General features: G+C 66.8%; 15 protein-coding genes and 1 pseudogene. 14 read left to right on the top strand and 2 right to left on the bottom strand.

Annotation, left to right across the window (positions count from 1 at the left end; genetic code table 11):
* Window positions 1-736, bottom strand: a pseudogene (locus ASF72_RS11225) (hypothetical protein); the annotation flags it as partial.
* Window positions 737-824: 88 nt separating this feature from the next.
* Between ASF72_RS11225 and rimP the strand changes: the two are divergent.
* The 6 genes from rimP to ASF72_RS11200 all read left to right on the top strand — a co-directional run bounded on the left by rimP (window position 825) and on the right by ASF72_RS11200 (window position 7,308).
* Window positions 825-1,439 (top strand): ribosome maturation factor RimP, encoded by a 615-nt coding sequence (rimP, locus tag ASF72_RS11220; protein WP_050687615.1) that lies wholly within the window; start codon window positions 825-827, stop codon window positions 1,437-1,439.
* Window positions 1,439-2,419, top strand: coding sequence for a transcription termination factor NusA (nusA, locus tag ASF72_RS11215; protein WP_056598919.1), 981 nt, complete (start codon window positions 1,439-1,441; stop codon window positions 2,417-2,419). Before rimP ends, nusA begins: the two co-directional genes overlap by 1 nt.
* A 163-nt stretch (window positions 2,420-2,582) precedes the next feature.
* Window positions 2,583-2,945 (top strand): YlxR family protein, encoded by a 363-nt coding sequence (locus ASF72_RS20050; RefSeq protein WP_157370974.1) that lies wholly within the window; start codon window positions 2,583-2,585, stop codon window positions 2,943-2,945.
* A 152-nt stretch (window positions 2,946-3,097) separates the two neighbouring features.
* On the top strand, window positions 3,098-5,995 hold the full coding sequence (infB, locus tag ASF72_RS11210; protein ID WP_050687618.1) for a translation initiation factor IF-2: 2,898 nt from the start codon (window positions 3,098-3,100) through the stop codon (window positions 5,993-5,995).
* Between the two features lie 234 nt (window positions 5,996-6,229).
* Window positions 6,230-6,739 carry a 30S ribosome-binding factor RbfA gene (gene rbfA / locus ASF72_RS11205; RefSeq protein ID WP_056598916.1) on the top strand — a complete coding sequence of 170 codons (510 nt, stop codon included), beginning with the start codon at window positions 6,230-6,232 and terminating at the stop codon, window positions 6,737-6,739.
* A gap of 83 nt (window positions 6,740-6,822) precedes the next feature.
* A complete protein-coding gene (locus ASF72_RS11200) occupies window positions 6,823-7,308 on the top strand; it encodes a nucleoside deaminase (protein ID WP_056598913.1) in 486 nt (161 codons plus the stop codon).
* Window positions 7,309-7,318: 10 nt separating this feature from the next.
* Here ASF72_RS11200 and ASF72_RS11195 read toward each other — a convergent pair whose 3' ends face one another.
* On the bottom strand, window positions 7,319-8,479 hold the full coding sequence (locus ASF72_RS11195; RefSeq protein WP_200933645.1) for a pyridoxal phosphate-dependent aminotransferase: 1,161 nt from the start codon (window positions 8,477-8,479) through the stop codon (window positions 7,319-7,321).
* Window positions 8,480-8,548: 69 nt separating this feature from the next.
* On the opposite strand from ASF72_RS11195, the gene truB reads away from it, so the two are divergent.
* The 8 genes from truB to ASF72_RS11155 all read left to right on the top strand — a co-directional run.
* Entirely contained in the window at window positions 8,549-9,466 is a 918-nt protein-coding gene (gene truB, locus ASF72_RS11190; protein WP_082484223.1) for a tRNA pseudouridine(55) synthase TruB, read from the top strand.
* Between the two features lie 3 nt (window positions 9,467-9,469).
* Window positions 9,470-9,823 carry a hypothetical protein gene (locus ASF72_RS11185; protein WP_050687628.1) on the top strand — a complete coding sequence of 118 codons (354 nt, stop codon included), beginning with the start codon at window positions 9,470-9,472 and terminating at the stop codon, window positions 9,821-9,823.
* 19 nt (window positions 9,824-9,842) lie between these two features.
* Window positions 9,843-10,358: a hypothetical protein gene (locus ASF72_RS11180; RefSeq protein ID WP_235504708.1), complete on the top strand. Its 516-nt coding sequence runs from the start codon at window positions 9,843-9,845 to the stop codon at window positions 10,356-10,358.
* 79 nt (window positions 10,359-10,437) lie between these two features.
* A complete protein-coding gene (locus tag ASF72_RS11175; protein ID WP_050687630.1) occupies window positions 10,438-11,421 on the top strand; it encodes a bifunctional riboflavin kinase/FAD synthetase in 984 nt (327 codons plus the stop codon).
* Between the two features lie 94 nt (window positions 11,422-11,515).
* The gene (gene kynA / locus ASF72_RS11170) at window positions 11,516-12,370 is read left to right on the top strand and encodes a tryptophan 2,3-dioxygenase (RefSeq protein ID WP_050687632.1); all 855 of its coding nucleotides are present in this window, start codon (window positions 11,516-11,518) and stop codon (window positions 12,368-12,370) included.
* Window positions 12,367-13,626: a kynureninase gene (locus tag ASF72_RS11165; RefSeq protein WP_056598905.1), complete on the top strand. Its 1,260-nt coding sequence runs from the start codon at window positions 12,367-12,369 to the stop codon at window positions 13,624-13,626. Before kynA ends, ASF72_RS11165 begins: the two co-directional genes overlap by 4 nt.
* 220 nt (window positions 13,627-13,846) lie before the next feature.
* Window positions 13,847-14,116 carry a 30S ribosomal protein S15 gene (rpsO, locus tag ASF72_RS11160; RefSeq protein ID WP_050687636.1) on the top strand — a complete coding sequence of 90 codons (270 nt, stop codon included), beginning with the start codon at window positions 13,847-13,849 and terminating at the stop codon, window positions 14,114-14,116.
* 247 nt (window positions 14,117-14,363) lie between these two features.
* A partial coding sequence (locus ASF72_RS11155) for a polyribonucleotide nucleotidyltransferase (protein ID WP_082484225.1) occupies window positions 14,364-16,621 on the top strand: 2,258 nt, incomplete at its 3' end.

The raw sequence follows: 16,621 nt of genomic DNA, 5'->3' as shown, positions 1-16,621 counted from the left end.
CCGGGTCCAGCGGATCGGCGGAGTCCAGGGGGCCAGCAGAGCCGGTGCTGCCGGAACCCCGCCCGTCCGGGTTCCGTGTTCCGGCAGGCCCGGTTCCAGCAGACGTTGCTCCGGCAGGCTCCGAGGCCGTGGGGGCGGGTTCGGCGGCTGCGGGATCGCCGGCCGCGGCGGCAAGCTTTTCAGCTGCCAGCAGTTGGGCGATGCCGGCGCCTGCCAGGAGCCGCGCCATGCCGCCGTCCACCTTCCCTGCGTCGCGCAGCCTGGTCCGTCCGCTTCCGGCCAGGTCTGCGGCCAGCTTCGCCGCCGTCACCTCAGGTGCGGTACGGGAACCGGAAGGTGCCGGAGCCGGGACGGCGGGCGTCGCGGCAGCAGCGCCCGAAGCTGCTGCGGCAGTGCCGGGCTCCGGGAAAACCTCGCCGGGGGCGAGCAACGCCCGGGCGTGGAGGGTCAGCAAGGTCACAACCTCCGCGGCGGCAGCGGCAGCACCGCCGTCGGGCGTCCTCGAAGCAGCCAACTGCTGCCCGTCGGCGCGCAGCGTCAGTGCTTCGGCGAGGGCTGACGCGCGGGAAATTTCGGTGGGCGTGGGTTCTGCCGGGGGCTGTTGTTCCGCGGGAATCAGCGAAAATCCGAGGGCCAGTACCAGCAGGGCAGCGAAGCCCAGCACCGCATACCGGAAGTACGGCGGCCGTCGCCGGTCCTGCTGATTATCCCCATCCACAACAGACCATGGTGCCATGGCGGGGGCGGAACTCCATGCACCACGGTGCCGGTAAAATAGCTACGCTAGTACACACAACATCATCTAAAGGGAGGCGGCCGGCATCGTGAGCAATGCAGAAGTCACGGCTTCAACAGACCACACCGGAACGGGTGGGGCCGAGTCCGCACCGGAGCACAACCCCGAAGCAGCCCGGCTCCGCGCGCTCCTGGAACCAGCAGTGCTGGCCAACCGGCTTTACCTCGAGGACGTCGCCATCATCGCCGGCTCCCACCGCGTGGTCCACGTGGTGGTTGACCTGCCGCAGGAGGAAACCGGCGGCGTCAACCTTGACGTCATCGCCGACATCTCCCGGGTCCTGTCGGACCTGCTGGACAACGACCCCGCCGACGACGGCCGCCCGTACGACCTTGAGGTGTCCTCACCCGGCGTCGGACGCCCCCTGACCGAAGCCCGCCACTGGCACCGCGCCAAGGGCCGCATGGTCAAGGTGAATGTGGTCCAGGGCGACAACGTCACCGGCCGCATCCACGCCGTCGACGACTCCGGCGTGACCCTGATCCCCGAGATCGCCGTCAAGAAGGGCATGAAGCCCAAGCAGGGCGAGCCCGTCAAACTTCCTTTCGACAGGATCCGCAACGGAAAAGTCGAGATCGAATTCAGCCACTTCCCCGAAGATGGTCTGGAACCGCAACACAATGGACCTTCTGAGGAGGCCTGATGGATATTGACATGAGCGCACTGAGACTTCTGGAGCGTGAGCGTGAAATCCCGCTGGACCTCCTGATCCCTGCCATCGAGCAGGCCCTCCTGGTGGCCTACCACAAGTCCCCGGGCGCCTTCGAGCGTGCCCGCGCCGAACTGGACCGCAAGAGCGGCCACGTGACCATCTGGGCTGTGGAAATCGACGACGACGGCGCACCCGTTGGCGAATTCGAGGACACCCCCGCCGGCTTTGGCCGCATCGCCGCCAGCACGGCCCGCCAGATCATCCTGCAGCGCCTGCGCGACGTTGAGGACGACAACGTACTGGGCGAATTCAAGGGCCGCGAAGGCGAACTGATTGCCGGCACCATCCAGCAGGGCAACAACCCGCACATGATCCAGGTCAACCTGGGCGCCGTCGAGGCGCTGCTGCCGCCGCCCGAGCAGGTGCCGGGCGAGAAATACCTGCACGGCAACAGGCTCCGCGCCCTGGTCATCGACGTGCACCGCGGCACCAAGGGCCCGTCCGTGACCCTGTCCCGCTCCCACCCGGGCCTGGTCCGGAAACTGTTCGAACTGGAAGTTCCCGAAATCGCCGACCACTCGGTGGAGATCGTCGCACTGGCCCGCGAAGCCGGACACCGGACCAAGATCGCCGTCAAGGCCAACATGCCCGGCATCAACGCCAAGGGTGCCTGCATCGGCGAAATGGGCTCCCGCGTCCGCGCCGTGATGACCGAACTCAACGACGAGAAAATCGACATTGTCGACTTCAGCGAGAACCCGGCCACCTTCATCGCCAGCGCGCTCTCCCCGTCCCGTGTGAACTCGGTCACCATTACCGACGAAGCGACCCGGTCCGCCCGCGTGGTGGTGCCCGACTACCAGCTCTCGCTGGCCATCGGCAAGGAAGGCCAGAACGCCCGCCTGGCAGCAAAGCTGACCGGCTGGCGAATCGACATCGTTTCGGACGCCGCGCCCGCCCGCGAAAGCTGATCCCGTCGGCGGGGTGCCAGCCACGCCGTGGCAGGCACCCCGGTTCGGGCAGAACGGCCCTGAGGGGCTAGAATAGACAAGACCGCGCCTTACGGCCGGTAGCCGTGCGCCCCGGGCGTGCCCTTCCGCCTATGCGGACGGGACCAGCCCAGGGCCAGCAGATATGAACGTCAGGACGATGACCGTGGCAGAAGTGCTTTCCACTGGAAATCAACCTGAACGTACCTGCATCGGTTGCCGGAAGAAGGGCCAGCGGTCTGAGTTACTCCGGGTCGTCGCCGGCGGCAGTGGTTCACCCACTGTCCTGGTGGATGAACGACGCCGGATGGCTGGCCGGGGTGCATGGCTGCACCCCAGCGAATCGTGCCTTGCTCTGGCGATCAAACGGAGAGCGTTCGGCCGTGCCCTTCCGGGCACAACCGGACACGCCGCCGTCGAACGCCGGATCGCGCAAGGCACGGCCGTTGCAGGCGCCATGCCGCCTGCAACACCAACCGTCCAACCTGAAAGCGGGTCAGAAAACTGATGGAAACCCGATGAGTTCCCAGCGATGAGTGCGTAACGATGACAACTTTGTTGCGCTCTGCAATGGGCCCTTCAGCAGCATTTGCGGCTTGGGCCCGCAGTAAGAAGTAGACGGTTCGTGCCTGGCTCGGTGCGGACCGAGACAGGAGAAATGTGGCCAAGGTCCGCGTACATGAGCTCGCTAAAGAGCTCGGTATTACTTCCAAAGATGCAGTAACCAAACTGCAGGAACTGGGCGAATTCGTTCGCTCCGCCTCGTCAACAATCGAGGCCCCGGTGGTGCGCAAGCTGCGCAACGCCTACCCCGACGCTGCTAAGACGGCGGCACCGGCGGCTGCTGCGCCCAAGGCGCCTGCCCCGGCGGCAGAATCACGCCCCTCAACTCCGGCCCCCGGCCCGGCAGCGCCCAAGGCTCCTGCTGCGCAGGCCCCGGCCCCCGCAGCTGCTCCGGCAGCACCGGCGCAGGCCGCCCCGGCAGCACCCGCTGCCCAGGCTCCCGCTGCTCCGGCCGCGGCTGCCCCGTCAACCGGCGCCAAGCCGGGCGCACGGCCGGCCCCCAAGGCCGAAACTCCGGCCCCCGCTGCCCGCCAGGGCGGCTCCGGCCAGGGCTCATCAGCACCCCGTCCCGGCGGTCCCCGCCCGGGCAACAACCCGTTTGCCACCTCGCAGGGCATGCCCCGCGGCCGTGGCGGCGACGGTGACCGCGCACCGCGGCCCGGCAATAACCCCTTCGCCCCGTCGCAGGGCATGCCCCGCGCAGGCGGCCGTACTGACGGCGAACGTCCCGGCGGTCCGCGTCCCGCGGCCGGTGCAGGCGGACCCCGTCCCGGTGGGCCGCGTCCCGCCGCCGGCGCAGGCGGACCCCGCCCCGCAGCCGGTGCCGGTGGCCCCCGTCCGGGCGCCCCGCGTCCGGCTGGTGCAGGCGGAAACCGTCCTACCCCGGGCATGATGCCCAACCGTACCGAGCGTCCCGCACCCGCTGGTGCAGGCCGTCCCGGTGCCGGTGGCCGCGGTCCCGGACGCCCGGGTGGCGCTCCTGGCACCGGTGGTCCCGGTGCAGGTGGCGGTGCTCCGGCCGGCGGTGGCTTCGGCAAGGGTGGCCGCGGACGCGGTGGCACCCAGGGTGCCTTCGGTAAGGGCGGCGCAGGCCGTGGCAAGCAGCGCAAGTCCAAGCGCGCCAAGCGCCAGGAACTTGAGCAGATGAGCGCCCCGTCGCTGGGTGGCGTGAGCGTACCCCGCGGCGACGGCAACACTGTGGTGCGCCTGCGCCGCGGCTCGTCCATCACGGACTTCGCCGACAAGATCGAGGCGAACCCCGCAGCACTGGTGACGGTTCTCTTCCACCTCGGCGAAATGGCTACGGCCACGCAGTCGCTGGACGAGGAAACCTTCGCGCTGCTCGGTGAGGAGCTTGGCTACAAGCTCCAGGTTGTGTCCCCGGAGGACGAGGAGCGCGAGCTGCTCTCCACCTTCGACATCGACTTCGAAGCCGAACTTGAAGCCGAAGGCGACGACGACCTCGAGGCACGTCCTCCGGTTGTCACCGTGATGGGCCACGTTGACCACGGTAAAACCCGCCTGCTGGACGCCATCCGCAAGTCGGACGTTATGGCCGGCGAGCACGGTGGCATCACCCAGCACATCGGTGCCTACCAGGTCACCCACACGCACGAGGACATCGACCGGAAGATCACCTTCATCGATACTCCGGGCCACGAGGCGTTCACCGCCATGCGTGCCCGTGGTGCGAAGGTCACCGACATCGCCATCCTGGTGGTTGCAGCGGACGACGGCGTTATGCCGCAGACCGTTGAAGCCCTCAACCACGCGCAGGCAGCCAACGTGCCGATCGTGGTTGCAGTGAACAAGATCGATAAGGAAGGCGCCAACCCGGACAAGGTCCGCGGCCAGCTGACCGAATACGGCCTGGTTCCCGAGGAATACGGTGGCGACACCATGTTCGTGGAGGTCTCTGCCCGCCAGAACCTCAACATCGACGAGCTGCTCGAGGCAGTCCTGCTCACCGCAGACGCCGCCCTGGACATGCGCGCCAACCCGAACAAGGACGCCCGCGGTATCGCGATCGAAGCCAACCTGGACAAGGGCCGCGGTTCCGTGGCCACCGTCCTGGTCCAGTCCGGTTCACTGCGCGTCGGCGACACCATCGTTGCCGGCACCGCCCACGGCCGTGTCCGTGCGATGTTCGACGACGACGGCAGCGCCCTGACCGAGGCCGGCCCGTCCCGCCCCGTGCAGGTGCTGGGTCTGTCCAACGTGCCGCGCGCCGGCGACACCTTCTTCGTGACCGCTGACGAGCGCACCGCCCGCCAGATCGCCGAGAAGCGTGAAGCTGCCGACCGCAACGCCGCCCTGGCCAAGCGCCGCAAGCGCATCAGCCTCGAAGACTTCGACCAGGCAGTGGCCGATGGCAAGATCGACACCCTCAACCTCATCCTCAAGGGTGACGTGTCCGGTGCCGTGGAAGCCCTCGAAGACGCCCTGCTCAAGATCGACGTCGGCGAAGGCGTGCAGCTGCGCGTCATCCACCGCGGCGTGGGTGCCATCACCCAGAACGACGTCAACCTGGCAACAGTGGACAGCGCCGTTATCATCGGCTTCAACGTCAAGCCGGCCGAGCGGGTTGCCGAACTGGCAGACCGCGAAGGCGTGGACATGCGGTTCTACTCCGTCATCTACTCCGCCATCGACGACATCGAACTGGCCCTCAAGGGCATGCTCAAGCCGGAATACGAAGAATTCCAGCTTGGCACCGCCGAGGTCCGCGAAGTGTTCCGTTCCTCCAAGTTCGGCAACATCGCAGGCTCGATCGTCCGCTCGGGCATCATCCGCCGTAACACCAAGGCCCGCATCAGCCGCGACGGCAAGATCATCGGTGAGAACCTCACCGTCGAGACGCTCAAGCGGTTCAAGGACGACGCCACCGAGGTCCGCACGGACTTCGAGTGTGGTATCGGCCTGGGCTCGTACAACGACATCAACGAAGGCGACATCATCGAAACCTTCGAGATGCGCGAGAAGCCGCGCGCCTAAGGCTCGTTGAGTCTCTGGCGGGGCCGTTGGGATTTTTCCGGCGGCCCCGCCCCCGCACTCCGCGATTGAGGGGGCCCCGCCCCTACGACGGATGGCCAGCGATCTGCGATCGCTGGCCATCCGTCTCCGGCAGGCCCGAAGCCACTCCCGGGCCCCCTCAATCGCTACGCGCGGCAGGTGATAACGTCGCCTCCGTGCCGCCCCCAAACTTATCTATTTTTACAGGAGGTTCTCATGGCTGATCCCGCACGGGCTGCCAAGTTGGCGCAGCGGATCAAGGTTGTTGTTGCCGAGGCCCTGGGCCGGAAGGTCAAGGATCCCCGGCTTGAGGGCATCACGGTTACCGATGCCCGCGTGACCAACGATCTGCAGCACGCCACCATCTACTACACCGTTTTCGGTGACGAAGCCGTCCAGGCTGATGCTGCCAAGGGGCTGGAGAAGGCCAAGGGCGTGCTGCGGCAGGAAGTCGGCCGCAACGTGACCGTCCGGCTGACCCCCACCCTGGAGTTTGTGGCCGACCAGATTCCCGTCAACGCCTCCAACCTCGAGGAGCTGCTCCGCGAGGCCAAGAAGCGCGACGCCGAGGTGGCCGCCCTGGCTGCCACGGCCAGCCACGCCGGCGAAGCGGACCCGTACAAGTCCGACGACCCCGAGGATGAGGACATCGACGAAGACGACTTCGACGAGGAAGACACCGACCTGGCACCGGCCGGCGAACCCGAAGAAGACACGAAAAAGTAGGCAGCTGCCTGCCCACGAAGGCCCGGACCGCGCTGCGGCCCGGGCCTTCGGCGTTCCTGGCCCGCTGTGGCTAGGATCAAGCTATGACCACGCCCACGGATGACCCGCTTACGGCCGGATACCTGAAACTGGCCATTGACCTGGCCACCCGCAACGTGGCCGACGGCGGCGGACCTTTCGGCGCCGTGGTGGTCACTCCGGACGGGACCGTGCACCAGGGGGTCAACCGGGTAACCCGCGACAACGACCCCACCGCGCACGCCGAAGTGGTGGCCATCCGTGCGGCGGCAGCAGCCACCGCCAACTTCGACCTGCACGGCTCGGTTTTATACACCAGCTGCGAACCGTGCCCCCTGTGCCTGGCGGCGGCGCTCTGGGCGCGTATTTCCCGGGTCCACTTCGCCGCAGACCGGCACGGCGCGGCCGCCGCCGGCTTCGACGACGCGGTGTTTTACGACTACTTCGACGGAACCCGGCCGGAACTTCTGCCGGTCAGCCACGATGAGGTCCCGGCGGCGGACGCCCCGTTCCAGGCCTGGCTCGCGGCCCGGCACAAAACGGCTTACTGAACGGCCCTGCCTACGGCTGGTCCCTGGCCGGCAGCCGGGAAAGTCCGGCCAGCAGGTCCGCTTTGCTGCCGCACAAGGCGATCCGTACCCAGCCCTCACCGATGGACCCAAACGCGGTGCCCGGTGCCAGGGCCACGCCGGAGTCGGCGAGGAACCGGCGCACCCAGCTGCGGACGTCCCCGCCGCTGACGTGCGAGACGTCGGCCCACAGGTAAAACGCGCCCTGCGCCCGGAGGTAGGGGATGCCCTTCCCCGCCAGCACTGCGGACGCAGCATCACGGTTCTGCCGGTAGTGTGCGTGCGCCTGGTGCACGTAGTCCTGCGGCCCGGTCAGCGCGGCGATCGCCGCGTACTGCGACGGTGACGCCACGCAGGAGACGATCGACTCCATCACGTTGTCCATCTGCTGCTCCAGACCGGGCGGGCAGATCAGGGCCCCGATCCGCAGCCCGGTCAGCCCATAGGTCTTGGACAAGGTCAGGGATGTAAAAACCCGTGCCCTGCCAGGGGTATTTCCATCGAACCGGGCCGGGCTGACGTGCGGGACGTCGTAGGTGAAGGCCTCGTAGCACTCGTCGGAGATGACCCACAGATCGTGCCGCCGGGCCAGGTCCATCAGGTCGCGGGTCAGGTCCGCGCTGAGCACCGCCCCCAGCGGGTTGGACGGCGAGTTCAGCACCAATACCCGGGTCCGCTCCGTGATGAGGGCCTCGATGTCGGATACCCGTGGCTGGAAGCCGTGGTCCGGATACAGCGGGTACCGCACCGGCACGGCGTTCAGCAGGCCGGCGGTCATGGCGAATGTGGGGTAGCCGGGATTGGGGATGAGGACTTCCATGCCGGGGGACAGGAGCAGGCTCATGGCGAAGTGCAGGCCCTGCTGCGCGCCGTCCACCACGTAGACCCGGTCGGCACCGATATCGATGCCCTGCTCCGCCCGGAACCTGGCGGCGAAGGCCTCGCGGAGCGCTGGGATGCCCGCGTTGGGGGTGTAGTTCGTCTCGTCGCGGTCCAGGCATGCGATCCCGGCGTCCAGGATGTGCCGGGGGAGCGGGAAGCCGGGCTCGCCGATGCTCAGCACCAGGGCATTCGGCGTCCGCCAGGCCGCCTCGGTGATCTCGCGGATCTGGTTGACGGGCACGTCACGGACTTGGGCGGCAAGCTCAGGCATGCCAGCCATCCTAGCCGCCGGGCCAGGGCACGTCCGGGAGGGCCCAGCCGCGCCGATATACTGGGAGGCGTGCTTTCTGGACTGGTAATAGTGGACAAGCCGCAGGGATGGACCAGCCACGATGTGGTTGGCCGGATGCGGCGCCTCGCAGGGACCCGGAAAGTGGGGCATGCGGGGACGCTGGACCCCATGGCCACCGGGGTGCTGGTGGTGGGCATCAACAAAGCCACCCGGCTGCTCACCTACATTGTGGGCACCTCGAAGACCTATACCGCCACCATCAGGCTGGGGCAGTCCACGGTGACGGACGACGCCGAAGGTGACGTTACGGCGTCGGCCTCTACCGTTGCAGTGGCCGAGCAGGCCATCCGCGAAGGCGTTGCGGCACTCACCGGTCTCATCCAGCAGGTGCCCAGCAGCGTCAGCGCCATCAAGGTCAACGGCGAACGCGCCTACGCAAGGGTCCGTTCCGGCGAAGACGTTAAACTCGCGGCCCGGCCGGTCACCATCCACCGGTTCGAGGTCCACAGCATCCGCCGGGACGACGCCGCGGACGTGGTGGACGTGGAAGTCACCGTGGAGTGCAGCTCCGGAACCTACATCAGGGCCCTGGCCCGGGACCTTGGCAATGGCTTGGGCGTGGGCGGCCACCTGACGGTGCTCCGCCGGACCCACGTGGGCCCCTACTCCCTGGCGCAGGCCCGCACCCTGGAACAGCTGGCGGAAGAGCTGGACGTCCTGGAAATGTCCAGCGCGGCCCGTGCCCTGATGCCCAACCGTGAACTCACCGCCGAAGAGACCACCGAGATTTCGTTTGGCCGGCGGATCGCAGCGGGCGGGACCGGCAGCGATGCCGCCACCACAGACCATCCGGCAGCGGCCTTTGCCCCGGACGGCAGCCTGGTTGCGCTGCTGGCCGACGCCGGAAGCTACGCCAAGCCTGTCCTGGTTTTCGCGCCGGGCAACGGCGCCGCAGGAGAGAACTGAGCCTTGGACGCGTATTTTTTTATCATCCTGGCAGTGGGCCTGGTGTCCACGGCGATCTGCCTGATCGCCGGCATCCTGCGGAAGGCTCCCAACGACGCCACCATCCTGTCTGTCGCAGCCGTTGAAGTGGCGCTGGTGGTGTATCTCGTGGGCTCCGTGGTGCGGGTGATCGCCGGTGAACCCATCGCCGGAGAAGCCTGGGAGTTCTGGGGCTACCTTGCCACTGCCATGCTCCTGCCGCCGGCAGCCATCTACTGGGCCATCCTGGAACGGACGCGCTGGAGCAACTTTGTCCTTGCCGCCGTGGGTGTGACCGCACTGGTCATGGCCGCCCGAATGAACCAGATCTGGTACTGAAGTGGAAGAAGAGCACAACGTGAATGACGACCAGCGGCCCGCCGTCGGCAAAACCCCGGACGGCGACCACCACGGGACCCCGGCCGGCAACTCTTCGGAGGCCCCCGGGAATCCGGACGTTCCGGCCAGGAACACCCGCAACACAGGCCCGGGACGGCTCCTTATTGCCGTGTACGCGGTGTTTGCCCTCTCGGCCACGGCCCGCGCCGGCTACCAGATCCTGACAAAGTTCTCCGAGGCGCCGCTGGCCTACCTGCTGTCCGCGTTTGCCGCCGTCGTTTATGTGGTGGCTACCGTGTCGCTCGCGAAAGCGGGCAGCACCTGGTTCAAGGTTTCCGTGGCGGCCGTCCTGGTGGAGCTGGTGGGCGTCCTGGTGGTGGGTGCGCTGAGCGTGTTCGACTCCGTGCAGTTCCCCCACGAAACCGTGTGGTCTCTGTTCGGCAGAGGCTACGCCTTCATCCCGCTGCTGCTCCCCATCCTTGGCCTGGCTTGGCTGTACCGGCGACGTCCCGTGCGGGCAACGGCAGCGCCGTGATTGCGGGTACCCTTGGAGAGTTCCGCGGCCGGCGTGGTGGCGGAGCCTTGGTTTTTGCACGCAGTTTAAGGCGAGGGTGATGGTGTACATCTGGAACGATCCGTCCGAGGTCCCGGCAGACTTCGGCCCATCCGTTGTCACCTTTGGTAACTTCGATGGCGTTCACCGCGGGCACCAGCAGGTGCTGTCGCAGCTGATCCGTTCGGCCCGCCGGACGCATTCCAAAGCCGTTGCGGTCACCTTCGATCCGCACCCGGCGCTGATCCATCGCCCCGAAGAGGCCCCCGAGCTGATCATGGGCCTGGCGGACAAGCTGGAAGCCCTGGGGGAGCTGGGCCTGGACGGTGTCCTGGTGGTCAAGTACTCCCTGGACCTTGCCAGCCTCACCGCCGAGGAATTTGTGGAGCAGTTCCTGGTGGACTGTCTCGGCGCCAGCCACGTGGTGATCGGCCACGACGCCCGGTTTGGCAGGGGCAACTCCGGCGACCTGGACACCATGAAGGTGCTGGGCGAAAAGTTCGGCTTCGACGTCCAGGTGATCAGCGAGTTCGGCTCCGAGGGCTACCCGCTGCATAACGACGCCGGCACGGACCGGCGCTGCTCCTCCACCTGGGTACGCGAAGCACTTCAGGAGGGCGACGTGGCGACGGCGGCCGAAGTCCTGGGCCGTGCGCACCGGATGCGCGGCGAAGTGGTCCACGGCGCCGCCCGCGGCCGGGCCCTGGGATTCCCCACCGCCAACCTTTCCCCCGATGCCACCGGGCTGGTTCCCGCGGACGGAATTTATGCGGGCTGGCTGGTGGACGCCGCCGGGAAACGTTGGCCCGCGGCCATCTCCGTAGGCTCAAACCCGACGTTCGACGGCGTCAGCCGGCAGGTTGAAGCCCACGTTATCGACAGGCCCAAAGAGGCCGCCGAGGACTTCGATCTGTACGGCCAGACAGTGGTGGTGGAATTCACCGAGCGGCTCCGCGGGATGGTGGCCTACCGTGGTCCGGAGGCCCTGGTTGAGCAGATGTGCCTCGACGTTGTCCAGGCGCGGGACATCCTCGCCCAACACTGACAGGCCCCGCCCTTCCGGGCAGGCCACCCGGCCACCGCAGGCCACCCGGCCCGCGGTGTCAGCAAGTTGCACTGTCCGCAAGGAAAGGCACCACGTGTCCGTCGAAAAGAACACCCGCAAGCTGGACAAGGGGATTGTCAGGGACTTCAGCTCCCGGATGAGCTACGCCTCCTACCTGCAGTTGCCCACGCTGCTCAGCGCGCAGCAGCCGGTCAGCGAACCGGAGCATCACGACGAGCTGCTATTCATCATCCAGCACCAGACCACGGAGCTGTGGCTGAAGCTGGTGCTGCATGAGCTGCGCAGCGCGGCGGCCCGGCTGCGGGCCGACGACCTCGGAGCGGCACTGAAGGGTATCGCCCGGGTCAAGCACATCCAGAAGACCCTCACGGAGCAGTGGTCCGTCCTGGCCACGCTGACTCCCACCGAGTACTCACAGTTCCGTGGCTTCCTGGGGAACTCTTCGGGCTTCCAATCCAGCCAGTACCGTGCCGTGGAATTTGTCCTGGGCAACAAAAACCGCAAGATGCTGCCCGTCTTCGAGTCCGACCCCGAGGCGCACGCCATGCTGACGGACGTCCTGGAAGCGCCCAGCATCTACGACGAGTTCCTGGCCTATTTGTCGCGGCAGGGTTTCGAGGTGCCGGCTGCGGTCCTCGAGCGCGACGTCACCAAGGCCCACGAATTCACTCCCGCGCTGGTGCCGCTGTTCAAGCACATCTACGAGCAGGCGTCGGATAACTGGGGCGCCTACGAAGCCTGCGAGGAACTGGTTGACCTGGAGGACAACTTCCAGTTGTGGCGCTTCCGGCATCTCCGGACGGTCCAGCGGACCATCGGCATGAAATCGGGGACCGGCGGCTCCAGCGGGGCCGCGTTCCTGCAAAAGGCACTGGAACTGACGTTTTTCCCGGAACTATTCGCTGTCAGGACGGAGATCGGTCAATGAGCGCGGACCAAGTGGCGCCCGGCGCAGCCGCAGACCAGGCCCTGTCGCAGCGCGCGGCCCAGCTGGACGGCCAGGATCCGCTGGCCCGCTACCGCAGCCTTTTTGTAGGCACCGAAACGCCACTTTCCTACCTGGACGGCAACTCGCTGGGCCGGCCGCTGCAGCGCACCATCGGAGACATCACGGCGTTCATCAGCGACGGCTGGGGTGGCCGGCTGATCCGCGGCTGGGACGAGGACTGGCTGGAAATGCCGCAGCGCATCGGCGACCAGCTGGGCCGGGCGGTGCTCGGGGCTGCCCCGGGGCAGACCATCATCGCCGACTCCACCACAGTGGTCCTGTACAAGCTGATCCGCGCCGCCCTGGCCGCGGTGCAGGATCCTGACCGCAACGAACTGGTCCTGGACACGGAGAACTTCCCCACGGACCGGTACCTCGTCGAGGGAATCGCCCTGGAAGAGGGCCTGACGCTGCGCTGGATCGAAACGGATCCCGCGGCCGGGGTGACCGTTGACCAGGTGCGGTCCGCGACCGGGCCGCGGACCGCCGTCGTTCTCCTCAGCCAGATTGCCTACCGGTCCGGCCACCTGGCGGACCTGCCCGCCATCACCGCGGCCGTCCACGACGCCGGCGCCTTGGTGGTGTGGGACCTGTGCCACTCCGCGGGGTCGGTGGAGATCGCGCTGGACAGTGCAGACGTGGACTTTGCGGCGGGCTGCACCTACAAATACCTGAACGGCGGGCCGGGTTCGCCCGCGTTTGCCTACGTGAACCGGCGCCACCTGGCTGGGCTGAACCAGCCCATCTGGGGTTGGATGGGCCGCAAGGACGCGTTCGCGATGGCGGCCGGCTACGAACCGGCCGAGGGGATCCGCGCATTCCTGAGCGGCACCCCGGCTATTTTCGGGATGCTGGCCATGCAGGGCACGCTGGACCTCATCGAAGAGGCCGGCATGGCCGCCATCCGGGACAAGTCGGAACACCTCACGGCGTTTGCCGTGGAGATCTTCGATGCGTGGCTGGCACCCCTGGGCGCTGAGCTGGCCTCGCCGCGGAACCCGGGGGAGCGGGGCAGCCACATCACCGTGGACCATCCAGGCTTCACCAAGGCCGACGTTGCTGGCCTCTGGGACGGGGACGTCATCCCCGATTTCCGGGCGCCACATGGCATCCGGGTGGGCCTTTCGCCGCTGAGCACCAGCTTCGCCGAGGTCCTGCAGGGGATGGCAGCCATCCGGGACCGGCTCGCCGCCTAGGCCGTTTCCGGGCGGGCTGCCGGATCCTGCGCCGCCGGGAAGGCGTGTTTCGACATAATTGGGCCGCGGCCGGTAAACTGGACGATGGATCCGGCTGCAGTCCGTGGCGGCTGGTTCCTGTTGTGTACGGCCGCACCCGGTTTTTCCGGTTGGCCGCCGCGGCAGACCCGGCAGTGAATTACTGACCCGGGCCCTCACGGCACATTCCCAAGGAGTTATTGTGGCACTTGACGCCGCTGTAAAGCAGTCCATCATCAAGGAATACGCAACCGGCGAAGGCGACACTGGTTCGCCCGAGGTACAGGTTGCAGTCCTGACCCAGCGGATCAAGGATCTGACTGAGCACATGAAGGAGCACAAGCACGATTACCACACCCAGCGCGGTCTGCTGGGCATGGTCGGTCGTCGCAAGCGCATGCTTGGCTACCTGAAGAAGACCGACATCGCCCGCTACCGTGCGCTCATCGAGCGTCTCGGCCTGCGCCGCTAGTCGGACTTCCGGGCGGCCCAGCCCCAGTTGGGGCCGGGCTGCCCTGTTCCACCAAAAAAACTAAACAGGAGGATCAACCGCATCAGGCATTCGCGGTCCTCGGTAGTGATCCCCGGGAACGGCAGCAACGTATGGCTGCCCCGGCCCGTGGGTCTCGATCGACGACCGGGTGCAGGGCCAGTCGACAAATGCTGGCCTGGGTTGATGCGGCTGGACTTCCGTAAAAACAGAAACGGAGGTGACTCTCTTGGAGGGTCCCGAAATCCAGTTCTCAGAAGCCGTCATTGACAATGGCCGCTTCGGCAAGCGTGTAATCCGCTTTGAAACCGGCCGCCTCGCCAAGCAGGCAGCCGGCGCAGCCATGGTGTACATCGACGAAGACACCGCACTGCTGTCCGCCACCACTGCCGGCAAGCACCCGCGCGAAGGCTTCGACTTCTTCCCGCTGACGGTGGATGTCGAAGAGCGTATGTACGCTGCCGGCCGCATCCCGGGCTCGTTCTTCCGCCGCGAAGGCCGCCCCTCCACCGAAGCCATCCTGGCCTGCCGCCTTATGGACCGCCCGCTGCGCCCCGCCTTCGTTAAGGGCCTGCGCAACGAAGTCCAGATCGTGGTGACCGTCCTGGCCATCAACCCCGACGAGCTCTACGACGTGGTGGCCATCAACGCCTCCTCCATGTCCACGCAGCTTTCGGGCCTGCCGTTCTCCGGCCCCATCGGCGGCGTCCGCGTTGCCCTGGTTGCCGACGAGCACGGTTCACAGTGGGTTGCTTTCCCCAAGCACTCCCAGCTGGAAAACTCGGTCTTCAACATGGTTGTTGCCGGCCGCGTTGCCGGTGACGACGTCGCCATCATGATGGTGGAAGCCGAAGCAACCGACAACTCCTGGAACCTCATCAAGGAACAGGGCGCCACCGCCCCCACCGAAGAGGTTGTCTCCGAGGGCCTCGAGGCTGCAAAGCCGTTCATCAAGGCACTCTGCGACGCCCAGGCCGACCTTGCCGGCCGGGCCGCCAAGCCCACCGTTGAGTTCCCCGTCTTCCTGGACTACCAGGACGATGTGTACGCCGCTGTTGAAGCCGCTGCTGCCGACAAGCTGGCCGCCGTCTTCCAGATCGCCGACAAGCAGGAGCGCGACGTCGCAACTGATTCCTTGAAGGACGAGACCATTTCGTCCCTGGCCGGCCAGTTTGAAGGCCGCGAGAAGGAACTGTCCGCAGCATTCCGCTCGGTCACCAAGCAGGTTGTGCGCCAGCGCATCCTCAAGGACCAGATCCGCATCGACGGCCGCGGCCTGACGGACATCCGCCAGCTCACCGCCGAGGTAGAGGTCCTGCCCCGCGTTCACGGTTCGGCCATCTTCGAACGCGGCGAGACCCAGATCATGGGTGTCACCACGCTGAACATGCTCAAGATGGAACAGCAGATCGATTCGCTGTCGCCCGTCACACGCAAGCGCTACATGCACAACTACAACTTCCCGCCGTACTCCACCGGTGAAACCGGCCGCGTGGGTTCGCCCAAGCGCCGCGAAATCGGCCATGGTGCCCTGGCGGAACGCGCCCTCGTGCCCGTCCTGCCGTCCCGCGAGGAATTCCCCTACGCCATCCGCCAGGTATCCGAGGCACTGAGCTCCAACGGCTCCACCTCCATGGGTTCCGTATGCGCCTCCACCCTGTCGATGCTGAACGCCGGTGTGCCCCTGAAGGCAGCCGTCGCCGGTATCGCCATGGGCCTGGTTTCCGACCAGGTTGACGGCCAGACCCGCTACGCCGCGCTGACCGACATCCTCGGCGCCGAAGATGCCTTCGGCGACATGGACTTCAAGGTTGCCGGTACTTCCGAGTTCGTCACGGCCATCCAGCTGGACACCAAGCTCGACGGCATCCCCGCTTCCGTGCTGGCAGCAGCACTGAAGCAGGCCCGCGAAGCCCGCCTGCACATCCTTGAGGTCCTCAACTCGGCCATTGACACCCCGGACGAACTCTCCGAGTTCGCACCGCGCGTCATCGCCGTGAAGATCCCCGTGGACAAGATCGGCGAGGTCATTGGGCCCAAGGGCAAGATGATCAACCAGATCCAGGAAGACACCGGCGCCGACATCTCCATCGAGGACGACGGCACGGTCTACATTGGCGCCACGAACGGGCCGTCTGCAGACGCAGCACGCTCCGCCATCAACGCCATCGCGAACCCGCAGGTTCCGGAAATCGGCGAGCGTTACCTGGGTACGGTCGTCAAGACCACCACCTTCGGTGCCTTCGTATCGCTGACCCCGGGCAAGGACGGCCTCCTGCACATCTCCGAGCTCCGCAAGCTGGCCAACGGCAAGCGCGTGGACAACGTTGATGATGTCGTCTCCGTGGGCCAGAAGGTCCAGGTTGAGATCACCAAGATTGACGACCGTGGAAAGCTTTCGCTCTCCCCGGTGGTAGCCGAGGAAGAAGGCGCAGACGACAGCGAACGCGCCCACGCCACGGAGCCCGCTGAAGGTGCCGACGTCTG

It is taken from the genome of Arthrobacter sp. Leaf141 (assembly GCF_001424565.1).
Taxonomy (GTDB): Bacteria; Actinomycetota; Actinomycetes; order Actinomycetales; family Micrococcaceae; genus Arthrobacter.
Note: the sequence above shows the minus strand (reverse complement) of the source record. Positions and strands in the feature narration are given on the sequence as shown.

Coding starts and splice junctions, on each gene's coding strand:
- nusA (WP_056598919.1), top strand. CDS start 1,439: ATGGATATTGACATGAGCGCACTGAGACTTCTGGAGCGTGAGCGTGAA.
- ASF72_RS20050 (WP_157370974.1), top strand. CDS start 2,583: ATGAACGTCAGGACGATGACCGTGGCAGAAGTGCTTTCCACTGGAAAT.
- rbfA (WP_056598916.1), top strand. CDS start 6,230: ATGGCTGATCCCGCACGGGCTGCCAAGTTGGCGCAGCGGATCAAGGTT.
- ASF72_RS11200 (WP_056598913.1), top strand. CDS start 6,823: ATGACCACGCCCACGGATGACCCGCTTACGGCCGGATACCTGAAACTG.
- ASF72_RS11195 (WP_200933645.1), bottom strand. CDS start 8,479: ATGCCTGAGCTTGCCGCCCAAGTCCGTGACGTGCCCGTCAACCAGATC.
- ASF72_RS11175 (WP_050687630.1), top strand. CDS start 10,438: ATGGTGTACATCTGGAACGATCCGTCCGAGGTCCCGGCAGACTTCGGC.
- ASF72_RS11165 (WP_056598905.1), top strand. CDS start 12,367: ATGAGCGCGGACCAAGTGGCGCCCGGCGCAGCCGCAGACCAGGCCCTG.